We start from the raw sequence: 19,330 nt of genomic DNA on the forward strand, positions 1-19,330 counted from the left end.
GCGCTCTCTCTTTACAACCCAATGACCATTAAGCCAAAAAAGCACTGGTTAACCGCTGAAAAAGCTGATCGACCGATGGGCGCTCAGTAATATGGTCATACAGTGGCGTATGCACAGACGCTTTGATCTGCGTATCATGCTGGCAAATATGATTACACAAAATCACCGGTTCAACGATCTGATCGACGTCAGCATCAATAATGATACATGCCTGCGAAAGAATCACTTGCCCGCCGCCCTTCTTTAGTAATACACGCTGCGCGGTACCAACCACTTTTTGCCCTGCAATATTAAGGTTGTACTGCCCGTCGCAATAAGATCCCTGAGTATCATGCACCTCAACCGACACGCCTAACTGGGCAAAGAAATCGGTGAGTACATCACACAGTTTTAAGTACGCTGATTTGATGTCGTATGGCGTATCTTGTGGCCATTGGTAAATATGCGACAGATTAATGATGCCTGGCAATTGAGGGACGGGTGCGCCACCGGTTTTCCGCGCGGTAAGTTGCCAACCAGATTCAGCCAGGGCCTCAGTCAATTCCACACTGATTGGCCACTTCTTACCTGCGGGCAAGACTAAGGTTGGGCTTTTCGCCTGCCAAAGTAACAGCACTTGATCGAGGATACCAGCTTGTACCTGTGCAATCAGATCTGCTTCTTTAGCAAACAAGACATCCGCTTCGATAGAAGGGTAACGAATCAATTTATTGCGCTGCGCTGATGAAGAATGTGTCATAAACATAAACCTACCGTAACCAATAAAGCTGGCAACTTAGAAGGGGTAAAGAGGCTAACTTGCGCGGTACTGCTGCAAAAATGCCTGTAAAATCGGAATGCCCGATTGACCACTTTGCTCGTGCTGCCAACATTGATAAATGGCCGTTTCATGACCAGCAATCAACGCAAATAGTGAGTGATGACTTGCCGCAAGGTACGCCCAATCTCGGTATTTCTCTTCATAAGGCGCAATCCAAGGCAGCAGCGTTTCGGTCAACTTTGGCCAAGTAAGATCAACCCATTTTTGCGCATCATTAACTCCTTTTTGCTGCATTTCGCTGCTGTTAATCACAAATTTAGCCTCTAACTCCGTCAAGCCAACTTGCAGTTGTTGCGCGGTTAATGTCTCCACTTCAATCAAGGTTTGCCACAATGTGAGTCGCGATGGATCGGCATAATTTGCGGCAAAGTATTCAAAAAAAGCAATGCCATAAATTTCGCCATCGTAAGCGGCGATAATTTGTTTCAACGCATCGTTCTCTGCGCCTTTTACTTGTGGGATATTTTGAACGTGCATAGCCGTTTCTATCAAACTGTTAATAATTGAAATAGTAGACCCTTTTACCAAGCCGTGGAAGAGGTTTACTTTTTCATCATTATCAAAAACAAGCCGACCTTGTAGCACGTATTTGACATTCGTTGTCTACTATAGAAAACTGAGTCTTACCACGTATGCCAAGGAATGCATATCTTTCACCTTTTCATCGCTCCGACAATACACAAACAGAACGTGAATAACTCATAAGGAAATCCTATGCCCAAGCAATCAGCCGTCACTCAGATTGAGTTCCCAACCTTTTCTACCGTTGCGGGCAAGGAAACCGGGCATTACTATCGCGATACCTTTGCTTTTAATACTTGCCAATCATCCGATCTCAATGCGACCAAGGTGTATCACGCCATCTTTGGCTATTTACCAAAAACGGTAGTCTATGCGATGAAAGTACGTAATTCGATCGTGAAATGGCTGGGATTTTCAACCGCAGGGACAGAAATCGCATTGCCGATTGAAGAAATCAAACAAGGCAACAAAGCTGGTTTTCTGACCATCGAAACTGTCACGCCAAACGAAGTGGTAACCTTTGCGAGCGAAAAGAATATGGATATTTGGCTTTCGGTGCTTGAAGTCACGCCGGGGCAATACGCCATCTCTTCTCTGGTAAATCTGAAGACCCGTATGGGCCGTGCCTATATGGTCATCATCAAACCATTTCACAAAATCATAGCTCGCTACTGTATTGTGCAAGCACTCAAAACGCAGCGTATCCCTAACTAAACGATTCTTAACTAAGCGATTAACGAATATTACTTTTGCTGATTTTTATGTACTCGCGATAACTAAATTTGATCACTAACAGAGTGAAATGTATGCAAACAACATAGTATGCTGACGAGATATGGATCGTACACATCATAAGTAGTGAGTTAGCAAAATCGTTATGTTGAAATATAAACTAGGTAAAATCGCCATTGGATTCTCGATGTTAGCAGGCCTCGCCGGGTGTACTCCTCCTGAGAAAGTCTCTGATATTCGTTTTTCTGATGACAATTTTGAAAAATGTGTCTTAGATTTAGGCATTGAAGAATTAGATCAAGTTACTCGCCTTGAATGCTCGAGTATGGATATTGAAAATGCTGATGAAATTGAGTATTTCCCGCAATTAAACTACCTAGATCTTAACAGCAACTTACTTTCCCAACTGGATGTCAGCACCAACCAAAAATTGCAGCACCTTGAGGTATGGGCGCAGCTATCAAAAAAGGGGCTTGAATCTCTTACTTTCGGTACGCTGCCTGACCTTACCTATTTAACGCTCGACGGTGATAATCTAACAAAAACCGATATCACGCCTGCGACGTTTGAAAAGCAGTTACCTAGCCTTGAAGACTTGTCCTTTATCGGTACGCCGATTAAAGGCGATTTTACTCTGTCACTACAACACCAGAAGTTACGTGATTTGGGCATAATCGATACTGAAAAAGATCACAGTTTACCCGCAAAGCTAAAACTCGATCTTGATTTGCCTGCATTGACTAGACTCTTTATTCAAACTCCCGGTTTAGAGTCTCTGTCACTCAACAACAGCCATCAATTAGAAAACGTAGAGGTCGTAAAAACCGGGCTAAAATCACTGACGTTAGCTGACATGCCAAATCTTACTGAAGTCAGGTTATCCGACAACAAACTCTCGGAACTAACAGTCACTAATCTACCGGCATTGCACTACTTAGATGCTAACAATAACCAAATCACCTCGTTTGACGGGCGAACGTTACCAGCGTTGACTAATCTGTATCTAGAAGAAAACCAACTTAAAACCATACAGTACGCACAACCCAATTTTATTTCGGTGTTAGGTTTGGATAATAACCAACTGACATCGTTTGATTTTCAGCTCATTCCCAGCATTACCTCTTATTCTTTAGGCAATAATCCATTGGCTAAAGTTGAAGATCAGTTTGCTAAAAACACCCATCTCTATTATTGCGTTTCCGCAGGAGAACAACTCCCCTACATTGCAGAGATCACGGAAATATATTGCAATACGAATGGTAACGTCGCCGAAAGTGGTGACTTTAGCCAATACAATAGCCTCGAATTACTGGAACTCACTGCTGAATTTGATGATGGCCTATTGGATCTATCGACCTTAGAAGATCTTAAACATCTCAGTGCCAATATCTACAATCTGGACACTCTGAAATGGCCAAGTAATTCCGCACTCGAAACCGTCTATCTTACTTCCAGCAAGGTCAAATCGCTCACTATACCGACCTTACCCAAACTCAATGATCTTGAGCTTAAGAGTTTAAACGAGTTAGAAACGCTCACCATCGCACCACAACCTAGCCTTACAGAGCTAGAACTCAACGATGTAAGTGCACCTGAACTCAAGATGCAACAGTCACCAAAACTGACTCAGATTAAGGTTGTCCATTCCGATCTACGCCACTTAACACTCGAAGATATGCCTGCGTTGGAAAAAATTCAGATATTCCAAGCGCCACTTGAAACTCTAATTATTCGCAAGGTGCCAAACTTAAAGGAGATCTGTTTGTACTACGTACCCACAACCACCAAGATCACCAGCGTGCTAAGCAACGAGAAGCTACAGTCGCTCATCAAATATGATTGTCGATAATTAAAGACGCGACTTTATCACCACCACAGAATGAAGGTATTAGCTGCAAGAGCAATACCTTCATTTGCTTTGTGGCCCATGTGTATTCTTGGCGCGATAACTACCACCGCAAAAAGTGCTTTACCTGAAGTTAGGTTGAGGTTTTACAGTGACGACATTGTGATTTCAAACCTAAAAAAAAGGACATCTTTATGAGCAGTGTGGTTCTCTTCTCCAGCGCTAACAAACAAGGCAATACCGCACAAGTGGTACAAGCATTAGCACAACAGGTTAGCTTAAAGGTCATCAACCTCGATGAACTGAGCATCACCCCCTACAACTATGCTAATCAATACCCACAAGATGATTTTTACCCCCTCGTGGAAACACTACTAAGCGCCGACAATATCATTTTTGCCTCACCAATCTATTGGCACTGCCCAACCGCGCAAATGAAAGCTTTCATGGATCGTATGACCGAGCTATTGGATGTGAGTCATCTAAAACCCAAAGCGCGTGCGCTGGCGAATAAACGTGGATTCATTATTAGTAGCTCCGCTCAGGCCGAAGTTTGTCCCATCTTTGAAAGCATTTTTGCAAAAATGTACCGCTATTATGATATGAGTTACCAAGGTAACTTACATGGTGATTTTTCATCAGGCCAAGCCAATATCGATAGCAATGCCTTATTGAAATTTGCTCAGCAACTCGATGCCGCCAAGCGACCATGCAACAACGCTACATCAATCACTTCTATTTAAAGGTCACCAATGACTACACAACACTTTATTGATCGTTATGTTATCGATAGTGGTATCACCACCGCACTCAACGCAGACTCATCAGAATTAACGTTGATCAACCAATTAGTCGCGCATCATCTTGAGCATCTGCCCTTTTGCAGTGCCAACGTATTACTCAAAAAAGAGTTAAGTTTGGATCCTGATAATGTCTTTCAGCGTTTAGTCGAACAGCAGCGAGGCGGATACTGTTATGAACATAACAAGCTCTTTCAAATTCTTCTGGCCGAGCTTGGTTTCAACGTGCGTCCTTTGTTAGCGCGTGTATTATTAAATGGCAATGAACAAAACGGCCGAACCCATCGCATAACATTGGTGGAAATCGATGGCATTCAATATCTGGTTGACGTCGGCTTTGGTGTACAAACGCCGCGCATGGCCATTCCACTAAAACCCCATAGCTTTAGCCATTTAACCCAACAATTTCGACTCCAGCAGCAAGGTCCACAAAACTTTCGGCTTGAGATTTGGCAAGTAGATCACTGGCAAGCGCTGTATCGCTTCGACTTGAGTGAAGTCACCGAAATGGATTGTGACATTGGCCATTTCTACGCATCACAGAGTCCAAATAGCGGCTTTTATCATAATTTGGTGGTCTCCAAGATCACCCATGCTCAGCGTCACTTGATCAAAAACCTAGACATTCATCGCTACAATGATGAACTGGGCGAGCAATATATTGAAAGCATCACCAGCGCGTCCCACTTGCATCAGCTATTGAACGAGACTTTCCAGCTTGGCTTTAGTGAACAGGAGGCTCAGCAATTGTTTAATCACCAATTGAATTACCTCGCCTCGAAAGCTTAACAGCGGTGCTAACCGACGTTGGGAGTTGCTCACGTCGGTAGCATTGTTCACTTTAAATCGATACGCTATAGGCTCTGACCACCGTCAATCGTTGATTTTTAAGGAAGCCCAATGCCCGATCTAAAACCAAGTCCAACTTTGGCCGATTTTCAGCACTATGTTGCTGAGTTAGAAGTGGAACGCAATTTCGCTGACCAACCGGTTTTAGAAAAGTGTTTATTACTGGGTGAAGAAATTGGGGAGTTGTTTCAAGCGATACGCAAAACAGAAGGCATCGCCATCGACCCGAATGCAAAAGTGGGCGAAATTGGGGATGAGCTGTCAGACATCTTCATCTATCTGTGCTCCATCGCTAATCGTTACGATATCGATCTTGAACAAGCCTTTTTAGCCAAAGAAGTCAAAAACAAGCAACGCACTTGGCAACCCGCCCAAAATGGCAAAACAGCGCCATGAATCTCGCGTTGTTTGATTTTGATGGCACCATCACCCACCAAGATGTCTATACCGAATTTCTATTCTACGCCACGTCTAAGCGGCGGATTATTTTGGGTGGTTTGCTCACCTCCCCCGTCATCGCTTTGTACAAACTTGGCTTACTACCGGCGCGATACACCCGTCCAGTATTATCAAAAATGGCCTTTGGTGGCCGTAAAACAACCGAAGTCGACGCCCTTGCCGCGCGATTTGTTCGCGACTATTTGCCCAGCGTCATTCGCCCACAAGCATTAGAGAAAATCTGTTGGCATCGACAACAAGGGGACGAAATCTACGTCGTTTCAGCCTCTCTAAGCCCGTACCTTGCCATCTGGTGCCAACAACATGGATTGAAGCTGTTATGCAGCACCCTAGAAGAAAAACAAGGCCGATATACGGGCCGCTATCTGTATGGCGATTGCAGTTTAAACAATAAAGTCACGGCAATTAAACAGACGTTAGATTTAACCACCTACAGCCGAATTTATGCCTATGGCGATACTTATGAAGATCTCCCGATGTTAAATCTTGCCGATGAAAAATACTTTCAATGGCGCAAGATCGAATCCACTGATGGCCTTTCTCATGCAAGGAGAACCCATGAACAATCTATTGAGTAAGATTCCTACCTCATTACCTACGGAAGTCTTTGAAGAGATCATCAATACCGCAGGCGTGCGGATTGAACGTATTATTTCTCATGGGCACACCTCGCCGGAACAAGGCTGGTATGATCAAGCAGAACATGAATGGGTGTTGGTGTTATCAGGCTTTGGCGTGATTGAATATGATGATGGCCAAGTGTTTCATTTGCAGCATGGCGACTATCTCAATATTCCTGCGCAGCAAAAACATCGCGTGATTGAGACCGCTGCCGATGAACCTACTGTGTGGCTCGCAATGTTTTATCCAGTTGTTCTCTAAGATTATTTGATGTTGCGATGGATGTTGCGATGGATCTCTCGATTCACGTTGATTTTTAACCGAGCCTCCCTCGATATGAGACAGCCAATTGCATAACATAAGATGCTCTCATGGATTGATGGAGCATTAAGTATGAATAAGAAAACCTTATTGGTTGTTGCAGCATTGGTGAGCGTTACGGTTATCTCAATGGCCACCAAACCAAACTCTGAAGGCTTGGTACTCCCATCATGCGACACACAACCGATCGTCGATACAGAAGTGCATTTTTTTGTCGACAATGACGTGCTTGAGCAATCAAATAAGCAAGAAGTCAGCGACTTTTTTACTCGCTCTATCAAACAATCCAATCTCATTCTAACCAATTCCTGCATTCCGATGACGCGATCTCTCGGTACCATCACTTATGTCGAGATCGACAAAGACAATATTCATGACATGTACACTATCCATCGCGAACTCGAAAACCGCCTCAACACCGACAATTTGCATCAATTGTTTCCAATGCCTAACCAATACTACGGGCTCGTCTTAGAGAAGAAGTATCAGGACATTACGGGTTTCTCAGGGATGACTGAAACGAACCTCAGCCAGCAGTTTTTTGCTCTGACAATGCATAGCTCGCTATTTACCTTAGAGCACGAACTTGGCCATCTCGCTTGGGCTGAACACTTGGAAGGTCACCCCATTCCCAATTTAGGTAAGTGGCTCCAATCGACGACATCCCCCGACCTACAACATCACTTAAAACCTTATGCTCGGGCTTACAAATGTGGAACCGCTGGCACCGTAATGAGCTACGAAAATGAAATCTTGCCCATCTATTCCAATCCGGAAACCACTTACCGAGCCAAGGTTTGCGGGAATGCAGAAAATGGCGACAACGCGCGTGTACTGAGAGAGTTTGCCCATACATTAGCAGAAAAATTAGACTCAAACCTCTGAATTAAATAGACAATAATCAATATCTTATAACAATAATTAGCATTTATAACAGTTGAGTAAATAGGTCTTTTGCGCCGAAATAAACTCAGCGCGTTGCACTTCGTTTCATCATTTTTGTCAGTACACTCCTAAAACCGTACGTAAAACGCTAAGGCAAATCCGAGCCTAATCGCTCCATGATGCTGATCAAATTTAACGCAACACTTAACGGTAATATTTCCGCAGTTTGTTTTATTATTTTGACTCTAGGAAGCATCACATGAACATGTTTAAGATCCCTGAAAGCATCTACTTTGGAGAAAACGCAATGGAAGCGTTGAAAACTCTGCAAGGTAAGAAGGCTGTGATCGTAACCGGCGGCAGCTCAATGAAGAAGTTTGGTTTCATTGCCCAAACTCAGCAATTACTGGGCGAAGCGGGAATTGACTCTTTGGTATTTGACGGAGTAGAGCCGAACCCATCCGTGCAAACTGTGGTCAAAGGCGCACAAGCGATGCGTGACTTTGAACCGGATTGGATTATTGCGATTGGTGGCGGTTCAGCACTTGATGCGGCGAAAATCATGTTGTGTTTCTACGAACATCCACAGCTTGATTTTGCCGATATTATTCCGGTCGGTTCAATGCCCGCGCTACGCACTAAAGCCAAATTTGTCGCGATTCCATCCACCAGCGGCACAGCCTCTGAAATCACTGCATTCTCGGTGATCACCGACTTAGAAAACCACATCAAATACCCAATTGTTTCTGCGCATATCGTGCCTGATGTGGCGATCATCGATCCGGCTCTACCTGCAAAAATGCCACCACATATTACGGCGAATACCGGTATGGATGTCATGGCCCACGCACTCGAAGCCTTTGCTTCAATCGCCGCCAACGACTACTCCGATCCACTGGCAATGCGTGCGGTTAAGTTGGTATTTGAGAACATTGAAACGGCTTACAAACATGGCGATGACATGGCCGCGCGTGACAACATGCACAATGCTTCCACACTTGCGGGTATGGCATTTTCTAACGTATCACTGGGCCTAGTTCACTCGCTTGCACACAAAATTGGTGGTGAATTTGGCGTAACCCATGGTCTTGCTAACGCGATTTTGATGCCGTACATCATCGAATACAACAAGCAATCAACCGATAAATACGCGGAAATTGAGCGCTACTTAGGCTTAGAAAGCATCGAAAACGAACTACGTGCGCTGAATGCCAAACTGGACATCCCACTTACCTTCAAAGAAATCACTGAAGTTGAGATCAGCGAAGAAGCCTTCCTTGCCGTACTTGATCGTATGAGCCAAAACGCGTTTGACGACCCTTGTACCCTGACCAACCCTGGTACGCCAACAGCTGCGGATGTAAAAGAGATCTACCGCCGTGCTTACTTTGGTTAAGCAAAAGCGAGAATAAAGTGCTAATCAAGCCTCTGCCAAGCAGAGGCTTTTTTGTTGCCATTGCACAATAGCTGTAGATAAAAAAACAGCCCGCCATGGGCGAGCTGCTATGCAAAATTAAAGATAAGAATAACTAGTTAAATGCGCGAGCTAGGGTGCCGACACCTTGATAGTGATACACCTTCGCGCTGCTACAAACAAACACCGACTCACCCGCTTTTAGCGTCACCGATTCGTGGTTATCACGTACCGTCACTTGCCCTTCGACGCAGAATAGAATTTCAGCGCCGCGCACATATTGGGCTTTCTCTTCGATGTCTGCTTTCAACACTTCAAAAGCAAAGTCATCGACAGGAATTGGGTAACCGATTTTGTTTTCCATTTGGTACGGGGTCAGTTTGATCTGCGTAGGATCGACCGACACAAACTTGGTATTGTCAATCAGCTCCGCTACATCCATATGCTTAGGTGTTAAACCTGCGCGCAGTACGTTGTCAGAGTTGGCCATAATTTCAAGCCCCGTCCCTTTCACATACGCGTGCGGGGTTTCAGCATGAAGGAACATCGCCTCACCCGGCTCCAGCTCAACGACATTCAGCATTAATGGCGAGAACAAACCAATATCATCAGCGTACTCGTGGCTAAACTCAGCAATTAAGGCAAACGCTTCACGCGCTTTGCTGGTTTTCGCTTTACTCTCAATGGCTTGATGTAGCTCGCTCAGCGCTTGTTTTTTTTGCTCGCCAGATAAGTTCATCACCACAGAGAAAAACGCTCGCAGACCTGCCGCACTTGGTCTGTCTTGCAGCGCATCAATCTCACCACGCAGCGTCTCTATATTGGCTTGATTAAACAGCGCCACAATATCATTGATTGGTCGAAAGCCGTTCATCGCTTTGTAGAAGGTTAATGCATAAACCAGTTCCGGTTTATGGTTGGCATCTTTGTAGTTACGATTGCCAGCCGCCAGTTCAATACCTTGCGAGTTTTCTTTTTGATAACCTTGGATCGCTTTACTGCGGCTTGGATGAACCTGAACTGACAATGGCTTATCTGCCGATAACACCTTAAATAAATATGGTAGTTCGCCAAAACGTTCAACCGTGTAGTCACCTAATACCGAAACTGGATCTTGCGCGATAAGATCAGACAGTAGCATGCCGTTACTGGCAATTTTTGAGCAACCATTTGGGTGCGCACCCATCCAAATTTCCGCTTGGGGTTGATGATCTGGATTGCCAATACCAAACAACTCGGTGATCGCCGTTTGGCTACCCCAGATGTAGTTTTGAATAACATTATCAAGTTTGTATAAAGCATGACTCATGAAGAGGCTCTCTTTAGATTCGTTTGAGATGATTTCAGCACTCGAGATAACGCTTTAGGGAGAGAGTTATGCCAATGATATGTGGCGAGGATGCATAATATTACTTTCCATCCACGCCGCTTATATCAACACAACCAGAATAGCGGTCGCTGAAATACCACACTGATTGACGAGAAATAATCTGCGTTAAATTCGCTCTATTTTCGCGCAATGTTTCAACTAATGCTGAGATCACCTCAGCATTAATTGATTGTCTACTAATAATTAGAGTAATAAGAACAAAATCGCAGAAGCGAGTAAGCCAGCCCCTAGCACCATAGGGTAAGCTTGTGCACTGATGTCTCGTGCCATCTCAGGCTGCGCGGTTTCCTCAATCACCTCTCGGACGATATCGGCTTGCTCGGCCTCTTCTTCACCTTCCCCAAACAGCGCCATCACTTCATCAGCCGTGTTGGCTTTGAGCAGCGCTTCGCGAAAATCATCTTCCACTAGCGATGAAGTCAGCGTGGTCAGCACTGCCATATGCGTTGAACCAGCTTCTGCTGGCGGAATCGCCAATAAGAAGATCATATTCACTGGCTCATCGCCATCTAAGCCTTGCCACTGCAGCTCTTCTTTAACCAATGCGCAAGCAAACACCGGCTCTTTCACCGCAATAGACTTGCCATGTGGTACAGCAAGGTATTCACCTAGTGCCGTTGGGCCTTCTTCTTCACGCAATAACACGGCGTCTAAAAACTGCTGACGGTTGGTCAGTTTACCCGCTTGATCAATTCGGTCGGTCAACGCGTTAATCGCAGCAAAACGGTCTGTAAATACCGCATCAAGCATGATCAAATCTGGAGAAGTAAGTTGTGCTAATTTCATCATCGGCTCCTGTTAGTTCGCTAGCCAAACAAATTGATATGGGTTTAGAGTAAATTGCGCGGCAAACTCGTGACCCGAAATAAGATCACGCCCACCAGCCAAGAGTGATACCTCTTGCGTTGTCGCCGACAGATTGACCACAAATCGAATGCTCTCTTCACCCTCGCCACGTTGCAAACCAAATAGCTGCGGGGACAACTCAAGTACCTGTTGCATGGACGTTGGAGCAAAGGCGGTTTGCTGCTTACGCAGGGCCAGTAGACGCACCATCTCAGTGTAAATGCGGTTACGCAGCGAACCTGATTCTGCCAATTCAGCTTCTAGATTCTCAAGTTCAAATTTTTCACGGTTGATGCGGCGATTAATACCCGACTCCACCATACCTTGCACATCGTTCTCACTGCCGAGCAAGCTATGGTAATAAACCGCTGGAACACCCACAAACGACAACAAAATCGCTTGCGCCGCTAAGAACTTATCGGCCTTGGTCGCCACATCGTCTTCTGGCTCAGTAATCGCACTCAAATAGTTGATATTCAACTCGTATGGCGATTGCGTACCGTCGCCATTGTCTTTGTAATTAACTCGGCCACCTTTGCGCTCTACCTGCTCGCACATCATTTGACGATCATCATTGGTTAAGATGCCTTCGGTAGGACGCACACCAATACCATCATGGCTAGCCAGGAAGTTAAAGTAGGTCGTTTTACGGCCTTCTTGCAACGATGCCATCGCTTCTACGGTTAAACCTTTAGCCCACTCGGTCAACACTTGGCTGTCTTGGCATAGGAAGGCATGCAACGTTAATGGCGGTAGCGGGAACTGGTACACCATGTGCGCTTCATCGCCATCACCAAAGTAAGAGATGTTCTCTTTGTGCGGCACGTTGGTTTCCGTTATTAGCAAGCTACCCGGCATCACTTCATCTAGCACAATACGCCATAGTTTGATGATCTCGTGCGCCTCTGGCAGGTGAATACAGCTGGTATTCAACACTTTCCAAATAAAACCAATCGCATCCAAGCGAACCGAACGACCACCGTTCGCCGCGTACATCAGCAAAATATCGATACTTTCCAGCAACACCTTTGGCGAACGGAAGTTGATATCAATTTGGTCATCTGAGAAGGTCGTCCACACATGCGTCGTTTCGCCGTTGGCTTTGGTAAATGGCGTAAGCAAAGGCAAAGCGCGTGGACGTGTCACACTTGAGTAATCAAGCTCAGGATCAGAGACAACAAAGTAATCTTGATATGCTTCGTCGCCAGCTAAAAAGCCTTGGAACCAATCACTGCTTTTCGAGATATGGTTGATCACGCAGTCGTACATCAAATCAAAGTTATCCGCCAGCGCATTGAGCTCTGTCCAATCGCCCAAATTCTCATCAACCTTGCGGTAATCAACCACACTAAAGCCATCATCTGAGGTGTAGGGGAACATTGGCAGAATATGGATATTGCTGATCGCATCTTTAAGATACTTATCGGCAAAGCACTTCATGGTTTGCAGCGTCGGCTCGCCTTGACGGCTAAAGCTGTCGCCGTAAGTAATCAGATATGAAGTGGTTTGATCCACCCACTGAGGGTACTGAGGCGCGCTGCCACGCCACTTTTCAATCAGCGCTAGAATATCTTCGGTAATCGATTCTGCTTGTGCTTTATCGCCATTTTCATCGCAGTAAAGAGCAGCCACTTTGGTATAGATTTGTTCTCTTATCATTTCTTATTATTCCTAACCTGCGACCTAAATTTTAAAACTGATTCGTAAATCGATGCAGTTATTCGGCTTCACTTGCCACTCTTGAGCCATTCCTTGTTCAAAGGGTTGTTCAAGGCTTTGTTCACGATGATTAACACGCTCTACCTCAGCAAAATGAACAAATGGTGTGATGTCCAATTGCACTGCCTGCTCTGTTGGGTTGTAAAGGCGCACTATCACCGCATTATCGTGATAGAACGAGTGACCGATACTGGATAGTTGAAGCGCTTGATGCAGCTCAAATAAGCCAAAACGCTTGGCAACTTGGCGTGAATCAAAACGCACTTGGAAACGCTCTAAGCGATTTTCAAAGCTGTTGAGTGCTTGTTTTTGATAACTAAATGGCGCATCAAGAAACGCTTGTTCTGTACTACGCACGGTTTGGTGACTCGCATCAACCGTTAGCGCAATCGAAAAACCAAACGTCATCGATTTTTGCAACTGGGCATCTGGGGTGTAAACCACGGTATTGTTGATGCCCGAAGCACGGCCCGGACGCCAAAGCAGATCATCTTTGCCTAAGCGACCTGTCGCTTTAAACAACGTCAGAGCAATCGCGTTCGACTTATCACCTGCTGCTGTATCAGTCGCGGGCAAAATTTGGAACTCTTTGATACCGCGTCCATTGATGATCATCGCCTTGCCAGCTTCAGCAATGGCCACCGCACCATCGGTGGTTTCAATATCAATTGGACATTCACGGAAGCGCTCACGCCACCCTTCTACCGCAGGGGCAATTGGGCGTGCCATTAGTGCAAATGGCTGAGTACTTAATGACTGTTGGGTATTCACATCTGAGTTAATCACTACACGCACGCGGTGATCGCACACTTGGTTAACCGTCGTGACATCAACATGCAATTGCTGATCGCCATGGATAAGTTTTAGCTCAATATCAAAGCTCGCCAGCGCAGCTTTCTCTCCCGCAATTCGCGACTCGAGATCATGCGGTACTGCCAATTCTGCGCGCAATGTCATGCGCTGTTCTAGCTCACCTTGTAGCACGGATAGACATGTCATCTCGCGGCACACCAGCGGCATGTCACCAGCTAACGGCGAGAAATCGTAAGAGTCACCGTCATCGGCCTGTTCTTCAAAGCTCAACAGTTGATTGATAACGCGACCCGTCGCTTTATCTTCAAGGCTCAAGTGACCATTAACAAAACGCACGGCAAGTGACTGGCTTTCAATTTGAGCTTCTTTCGCTGTTGGATTTTTCTCAACACGCTGCATTGCAGTGACAGTGTCACTTGATGGCACCTGAAACACCTGATAGCCAAGTGCTGGTATGTCACTCACGATAACATTCAGTTCAAAGCGGTAATACGGCGGCACATCCACTTCACGCTCACCATCTTTGGTCACTTCAATCATCTTGCCGCCATCTAAACGTTCACGGCGGATGATTTCACATGTTAGTGATTGCTCACCATCGCATAGCGTAATCTGCTCATATTTAGAAAAAGCCACCACTTGCACCACACCAGAGTATGGGATTGGGCGTGAGTTGAAGATCATCACTTCGTTATCTTGGCACGCATTACTGGCGATCTCTTTCACCACCAAGTTGTACAAGCCATGACAGATCTCTTCTGCCTGTTTTAAACGGTGCATAATATCGGCATTGGTCGCATCACTGTTGCAGCCACCAATACTATCGTGAGCATGGCACTCTAAAATCTTCTTCCATGCCATATCCACCAGTTCCGTATGGACGGTGATACCCTGCGCTTTTGCAATCGCAATTACCACTTCAAGCTTTTTCACCAAGAACTGTTCAATTTCAAAATTGAGCTTTTTGATGTCGTAGCGCACCGAACCGATGGTTTTGTGAATACGGGTATAACGCGGCGCTTTAAATTCGCCACGGTAGGTTTCAAATTCTTCGCTGTTATGGCGCAGATAGTTAACAAAATTCTCCATCGACGAGATGGTATAAATATCCTTCGCAGGCGATCGCTCTGTTGCCGCTGCAAGCGTTGCTGGTAAGTTCGGGTCGATGTTCACTTGGTCGCCGCCCGATGGGATCAATACTTCATCTAGGCCCGATAGTGATTTGATCTTCTCAATCATTGGGAAGATTTTCTTATCCAAATGATCCGCATCCGGCACGATGTTTTTCGCCGCGCCATAGCCATGCACAAGGTTGTAAGCGTAAATAGTGTCATCACCAGCGGACTGCCAATGGAAATGCGATTTTTGCACTTGCTGATCGTAATCGATACCACGCCAGAAAATGATGTTATCAATCCCCATGCCTTTAAACAGCGTCGGCATTTGTGCATTGTGACCAAAGGTATCTGGCAGGTAACCCACCCTCATGCTATGACCTAGTTCTTCAGCGATGTGCATGCCGTATTTTAAGTTACGGATGATTGATTCAGCGCCAACGTTGTAAGTGTCCGTCTGCGTGTACCAAGGGCCAACAAACAACTTTTTATCGCTGATCAGCTTGCCAAGACGCTCACGCATGTGCGGTAGTACTTTTAAGTAATCTTCTACAATCGCCGATTGACCATCAAGGTGGTAGCAACTGTAGCTCGCTTGGTTCTCTAGCGTTTCGATCACTTTAGTGAAGTTATAAGTGGCAAGCACGTCACTGTCTTGCTGGGTAAAATACCACTCACGATCCCAGTGAGTGTGCGGAATGACATGTACTTTCGCCATGGGAAACTCTCTTTATTACGATGACTATTTGGTCTGTGACTTATTTCGATGATTTTGGGGCGAGTAGCTCGCCCCAAGTGACGTGTTATGCGTTTGCGTTGTCAGGCTTAGTACACAGCAGCAGTGCCACTGCAATAAAGCCAGAACCGATAGCGACAGAGATGATGTAGCTAATAGGATCAGAAGAGAGGAACCAACCCCAAACCGCTGGCAATGGTAGGCTTTGCCATACGTTGAGTAGTACGCCCACTTGAGTACCAAGGATGGCACCCAGCATCATAATTGGGATCATTTTCGGGTTCTTCAGAATGAATGGAATTGCCCCTTCTGAAATACCGATCATACCCAGCATGAGCGATGTTTTACCTACGGTGCGCTCTTCGTTCGAGAACACTGGTTTGCGGAATTTGCCATCAAGCAGCGCCGCAATACCCACACCGATTGGTGGAATAACAATACCCAACTCACGAGCCAGCAAGTCAAAGCCTTCGCCCATGCCGTTTAGGCCAAGCGCTACCGAACCCGCGGCTTTATTGATTGGGCCACCCAAGTCAAATGCCGTACCGGCTGCGATAACCATTGAGTAGATACCGCGACCAGCATCACCCGCTTGAGTGAATAGATCGATCATGGCAATGTTCAACGCGCCAAAGAATGGGTTGATGGCGTATTCCATTGTCAGCACCATCACAACACCGGTAATTGCCGGAACAAGCAACATGGTTTTCAGCGTGGTCAGCTCGGTTTTCACCTTGATGGTATCGTTAAGATAACGAACTAGGTAACCGACTAAGAAGCCGATCGCAATCGCACCAAAGAAGCCCGATGGTGCCCAACCTTCAAGATCGAAGAAGCGTTTATACACTTCATCACTCATGATGCCGCCAATAAAGGCCGGGATTAACGCCGGTTTACCAGCAATTGAATAAGCTAGGTACGCCGCGAAAATTGGGTACATAAACTTGATGGTCATGAAACCAAGCTTATCGAGAGTTTGAATTGGCGTACCAGAGATATCGATGAATTCGCCAGTGATTTTCGCCACCGCCATCAATAGGCCACCCAGTACCACCACTGGCAGCATGTAACTGATACCGGTCATGATATGACCAATCGCCACTTGGTAAGCAGAGCGTTTTTCTTCGACCACTTGCGGGCCGCCTTCGCTCTTCTCTTTGCCTAAATTGAACACATTCGGTAGCAGCTCATCGACACGTTTGATCAGCTCTTGGGTGCGTACTTTCATTGGATTGGCATTGTCGAAACGTTCCATATCCATGATTGGCACATCGATGGCTAAAACCACACCATCCGCTGTCGCAATATCATGTGCGGTTAATTTGTTTTTAACCCCATCACTGCCTTGGGTTTCTACTTTCACTTCATAGCCGTGTTTCTCGGCCCAGCTTTGAATTTTCTTCGCCGCCATAAAGGTGTGTGCAATGCCTGTAGGGCAAGCGGTCACTGCAACTATCTTTTTCTTTGCCATGGTTTTTCACCGTTATATTTATTTGACTAGCGCAGTATATTTTCCGGTTATGTATCAAGATACTGTTTCCTCGTACAAGCCATGTATGACGATACTTTTGTGAACCTCATCAAGGAAAATCGCGTCATTTTCACGCCTAATAGCGCCCTAGCCATTTTCTAAATAAGTACCTTGGATGAACACCTTTAAAGGCATTGAACGAGCGATCTACGAATACCTCATCACTCATGCCAATGAGCTGCACGAAATCGCGGCCAAAACCATTGCCAATAAAGCCTTAACCACCACAACATCAGTTAATCGCGTGTGCAAGAAAATGGGCTACGCCAGCTATACCGAACTGCGCTACAAGCTGGTGCAAGATCTGAGAAAGCAGACAGTCGTGGGCGAAGAGGAAGCGTCGCAATCACAACGTATTTCACAAGTAGCACAGGTACTCAACGCATCACCGGTGGTTTATCTCTACTCACGCGGCGCATCGATTGTTAGCGTGACTTATCTATCGCGCTTTTTATCGCTGGCCAATATTCCACACTTAGTGATCAGCGATATTCACCAGCTCGCACGAGCAGAAAAAGGCACCTTGGTGTTAGTCAGTAAATCTGGCGAGACGCAAGCGGTGGTCGATATGGCGCACAACGCTAAGCGCAAAGGTTTGAAGGTTCTAGCGATCAGCCATGTTGGCTCAACACTGGCGGCGATCGCCAATACCAACTTAGATTTGGAAGAGCAAGTTGACGGTATTTCACCCTACAGCCGCGAATCGCAGATTCAGATTTTGAAGACCATCGATGTGATTGGTAGAGCGTTGTTGGAAGATTAGAAGATTAGGCGTGTAGCACAAATCAACTTCGCTCAACATACCAAGAGCCTTTGCATGGACCATTGGTAAGAAACCAGTCACCTTGTATTTGATTGCCCGAAACGGTGGCTTTGAAGCGATAATCCCAGCGTTCATTGCTCGCATACAGCGTTAACGTGCCTTGCTCATCAATCCACCCTTTCAGTGGCGTACCATTATACGTTAACGTTAGATGAGCAAACCCATCGACCACCGTTCCGGTTATGGTTGTGTTATCGCAGATCCAGTTTTTAGAGACATCGATTCGTCTTCCAGCCCATTCACCATCAAACTCAGTCGACACAGTAAAGCCGGGGGTATCAGGTAATTTCGGAAAAGCGGCCGCATTGCCCAACCCCAATACCTGATATTTACTCGCCACCATCATCACAACGCCAATACCCAAAGTTAGACCAACAACGATTCCTTTCTTCATCTTTGTCCCTAAAGATACATGTCATACTCAACATCCTACCAACCTCAGCTCCACCTACAAATCTTCCGCTGTGATATTGACCACATTGATTCAAAATTTAAGGATTTCTTAGTCTTTCGCTGGCGCCTCGGACACTTCACGTTGATTGTTATTTGCTCTATATTAAAATTTTTCAACGAGAATTCAGCCACATGAACATAGAGTTAAGACCGATCACACTCGATAACTTCTATGCAATCTGCCAGCTTGTAGTTTCGCCTGAGCAGGTTAATCAGGTTGATAGCAATGCCATCTCATTAGCCGAAGCGAACTTCATGCCGTTTGCTTGGTTTAGAGCAATCTACGCAAATAATCAACCGGTCGGATTTATCCTCGTGGATGCCGATACTACGACAGGAAAATTCTCTTTATGGCGACTGATGCTCGACCAATCACAACAAGGCAAAGGCTATGGGCGTCTTGCGATAAGTGCTCTCACTAACGCGTTGCAAGGTGAGTTTGGTATTTCTGAGCTATTTACCAGCGTGGTCACGGGGGAAAATAGCCCGATCGCATTTTATCAAAGCTGCGGTTTTGAACTCACCGGTGCTCTGGTCGCAGGGCGCGAAATAGAACTGTGCTTAGCGGTTGAGTTTGTAAAATAAAGACGTTGAACGGCATTTCAAAACGCCAGATGATGTAACCTCTTAACTCA

General features: G+C 45.7%; 19 protein-coding genes. 11 read left to right on the top strand and 8 right to left on the bottom strand.

Going from position 1 to position 19,330, the window contains the following annotated elements:
• Positions 1-28: 28 nt before the first annotated feature.
• A complete protein-coding gene (locus RJD38_RS16070) occupies positions 29-739 on the bottom strand; it encodes a lipoate--protein ligase family protein (RefSeq protein ID WP_065546562.1) in 711 nt (236 codons plus the stop codon).
• Positions 740-793: 54 nt separating this feature from the next.
• Positions 794-1,297 carry a hypothetical protein gene (locus RJD38_RS16075; RefSeq protein WP_065546835.1) on the bottom strand — a complete coding sequence of 168 codons (504 nt, stop codon included), beginning with the start codon at positions 1,295-1,297 and terminating at the stop codon, positions 794-796.
• 237 nt (positions 1,298-1,534) lie between these two features.
• Here RJD38_RS16075 and RJD38_RS16080 point away from each other — a divergent pair, with 237 nt between their 5' ends.
• The 9 genes from RJD38_RS16080 (at position 1,535) to RJD38_RS16120 (ending at position 9,251) form a co-directional block, all read left to right on the top strand.
• On the top strand, positions 1,535-2,056 hold the full coding sequence (locus tag RJD38_RS16080) for a DUF2867 domain-containing protein (RefSeq protein WP_065546563.1): 522 nt from the start codon (positions 1,535-1,537) through the stop codon (positions 2,054-2,056).
• A 163-nt stretch (positions 2,057-2,219) separates the two neighbouring features.
• Positions 2,220-3,923 carry a leucine-rich repeat domain-containing protein gene (locus tag RJD38_RS16085; protein ID WP_065546564.1) on the top strand — a complete coding sequence of 568 codons (1,704 nt, stop codon included), beginning with the start codon at positions 2,220-2,222 and terminating at the stop codon, positions 3,921-3,923.
• 191 nt (positions 3,924-4,114) lie between these two features.
• Positions 4,115-4,663: a flavodoxin family protein gene (locus tag RJD38_RS16090; protein WP_065546565.1), complete on the top strand. Its 549-nt coding sequence runs from the start codon at positions 4,115-4,117 to the stop codon at positions 4,661-4,663.
• Between the two features lie 9 nt (positions 4,664-4,672).
• The gene (locus RJD38_RS16095) at positions 4,673-5,509 is read left to right on the top strand and encodes an arylamine N-acetyltransferase family protein (RefSeq protein ID WP_065546566.1); all 837 of its coding nucleotides are present in this window, start codon (positions 4,673-4,675) and stop codon (positions 5,507-5,509) included.
• Positions 5,510-5,620: 111 nt separating this feature from the next.
• Positions 5,621-5,965 (top strand): MazG nucleotide pyrophosphohydrolase domain-containing protein, encoded by a 345-nt coding sequence (locus tag RJD38_RS16100; RefSeq protein WP_006713965.1) that lies wholly within the window; start codon positions 5,621-5,623, stop codon positions 5,963-5,965.
• Positions 5,962-6,606 (top strand): HAD family hydrolase, encoded by a 645-nt coding sequence (locus tag RJD38_RS16105; RefSeq protein ID WP_065546567.1) that lies wholly within the window; start codon positions 5,962-5,964, stop codon positions 6,604-6,606. Before RJD38_RS16100 ends, RJD38_RS16105 begins: the two co-directional genes overlap by 4 nt.
• Positions 6,587-6,910 (top strand): cupin domain-containing protein, encoded by a 324-nt coding sequence (locus RJD38_RS16110; protein ID WP_065546568.1) that lies wholly within the window; start codon positions 6,587-6,589, stop codon positions 6,908-6,910. The genes RJD38_RS16105 and RJD38_RS16110 overlap by 20 nt, the downstream gene beginning before the upstream one ends.
• A 132-nt stretch (positions 6,911-7,042) precedes the next feature.
• Complete coding sequence (locus tag RJD38_RS16115) at positions 7,043-7,855, top strand: hypothetical protein (RefSeq protein WP_065546569.1); 813 nt, start codon at positions 7,043-7,045, stop codon at positions 7,853-7,855.
• A gap of 259 nt (positions 7,856-8,114) precedes the next feature.
• Positions 8,115-9,251: an iron-containing alcohol dehydrogenase gene (locus RJD38_RS16120; RefSeq protein WP_065546570.1), complete on the top strand. Its 1,137-nt coding sequence runs from the start codon at positions 8,115-8,117 to the stop codon at positions 9,249-9,251.
• Between the two features lie 133 nt (positions 9,252-9,384).
• Here the strand turns inward: RJD38_RS16120 and manA are convergent, their stop codons facing one another.
• The 5 genes from manA to RJD38_RS16145 form a co-directional block, all read right to left on the bottom strand.
• Entirely contained in the window at positions 9,385-10,578 is a 1,194-nt protein-coding gene (gene manA / locus RJD38_RS16125; protein WP_065546571.1) for a mannose-6-phosphate isomerase, class I, read from the bottom strand.
• A 264-nt stretch (positions 10,579-10,842) separates the two neighbouring features.
• The gene (locus tag RJD38_RS16130) at positions 10,843-11,445 is read right to left on the bottom strand and encodes a fructose PTS transporter subunit IIA (protein WP_065546572.1); all 603 of its coding nucleotides are present in this window, start codon (positions 11,443-11,445) and stop codon (positions 10,843-10,845) included.
• 12 nt (positions 11,446-11,457) lie between these two features.
• The gene (locus RJD38_RS16135) at positions 11,458-13,164 is read right to left on the bottom strand and encodes an alpha-amylase family glycosyl hydrolase (RefSeq protein ID WP_065546573.1); all 1,707 of its coding nucleotides are present in this window, start codon (positions 13,162-13,164) and stop codon (positions 11,458-11,460) included.
• Positions 13,165-13,188: 24 nt separating this feature from the next.
• Positions 13,189-15,870: a glycosyl hydrolase-related protein gene (locus tag RJD38_RS16140; RefSeq protein WP_065546574.1), complete on the bottom strand. Its 2,682-nt coding sequence runs from the start codon at positions 15,868-15,870 to the stop codon at positions 13,189-13,191.
• A gap of 85 nt (positions 15,871-15,955) precedes the next feature.
• A complete protein-coding gene (locus tag RJD38_RS16145) occupies positions 15,956-17,359 on the bottom strand; it encodes a PTS fructose transporter subunit IIC (RefSeq protein WP_005597765.1) in 1,404 nt (467 codons plus the stop codon).
• A 175-nt stretch (positions 17,360-17,534) separates the two neighbouring features.
• Between RJD38_RS16145 and RJD38_RS16150 the strand changes: the two genes are divergently transcribed.
• Complete coding sequence (locus RJD38_RS16150; protein ID WP_005597764.1) at positions 17,535-18,182, top strand: MurR/RpiR family transcriptional regulator; 648 nt, start codon at positions 17,535-17,537, stop codon at positions 18,180-18,182.
• 22 nt (positions 18,183-18,204) lie between these two features.
• On the opposite strand, the gene RJD38_RS16155 is transcribed toward RJD38_RS16150, so the two are convergent.
• Positions 18,205-18,636, bottom strand: a complete 432-nt coding sequence (locus tag RJD38_RS16155) for a hypothetical protein (RefSeq protein ID WP_065546575.1) — start codon at positions 18,634-18,636, stop codon at positions 18,205-18,207.
• Positions 18,637-18,827: 191 nt separating this feature from the next.
• Here RJD38_RS16155 and RJD38_RS16160 point away from each other — a divergent pair, with 191 nt between their 5' ends.
• Positions 18,828-19,280: a GNAT family N-acetyltransferase gene (locus tag RJD38_RS16160; protein WP_065546576.1), complete on the top strand. Its 453-nt coding sequence runs from the start codon at positions 18,828-18,830 to the stop codon at positions 19,278-19,280.
• Positions 19,281-19,330: the final 50 nt, after the last annotated feature.

It is taken from the genome of Vibrio scophthalmi, from assembly GCF_040869025.1.
Taxonomy (GTDB): domain Bacteria; phylum Pseudomonadota; class Gammaproteobacteria; order Enterobacterales; family Vibrionaceae; genus Vibrio; species Vibrio scophthalmi.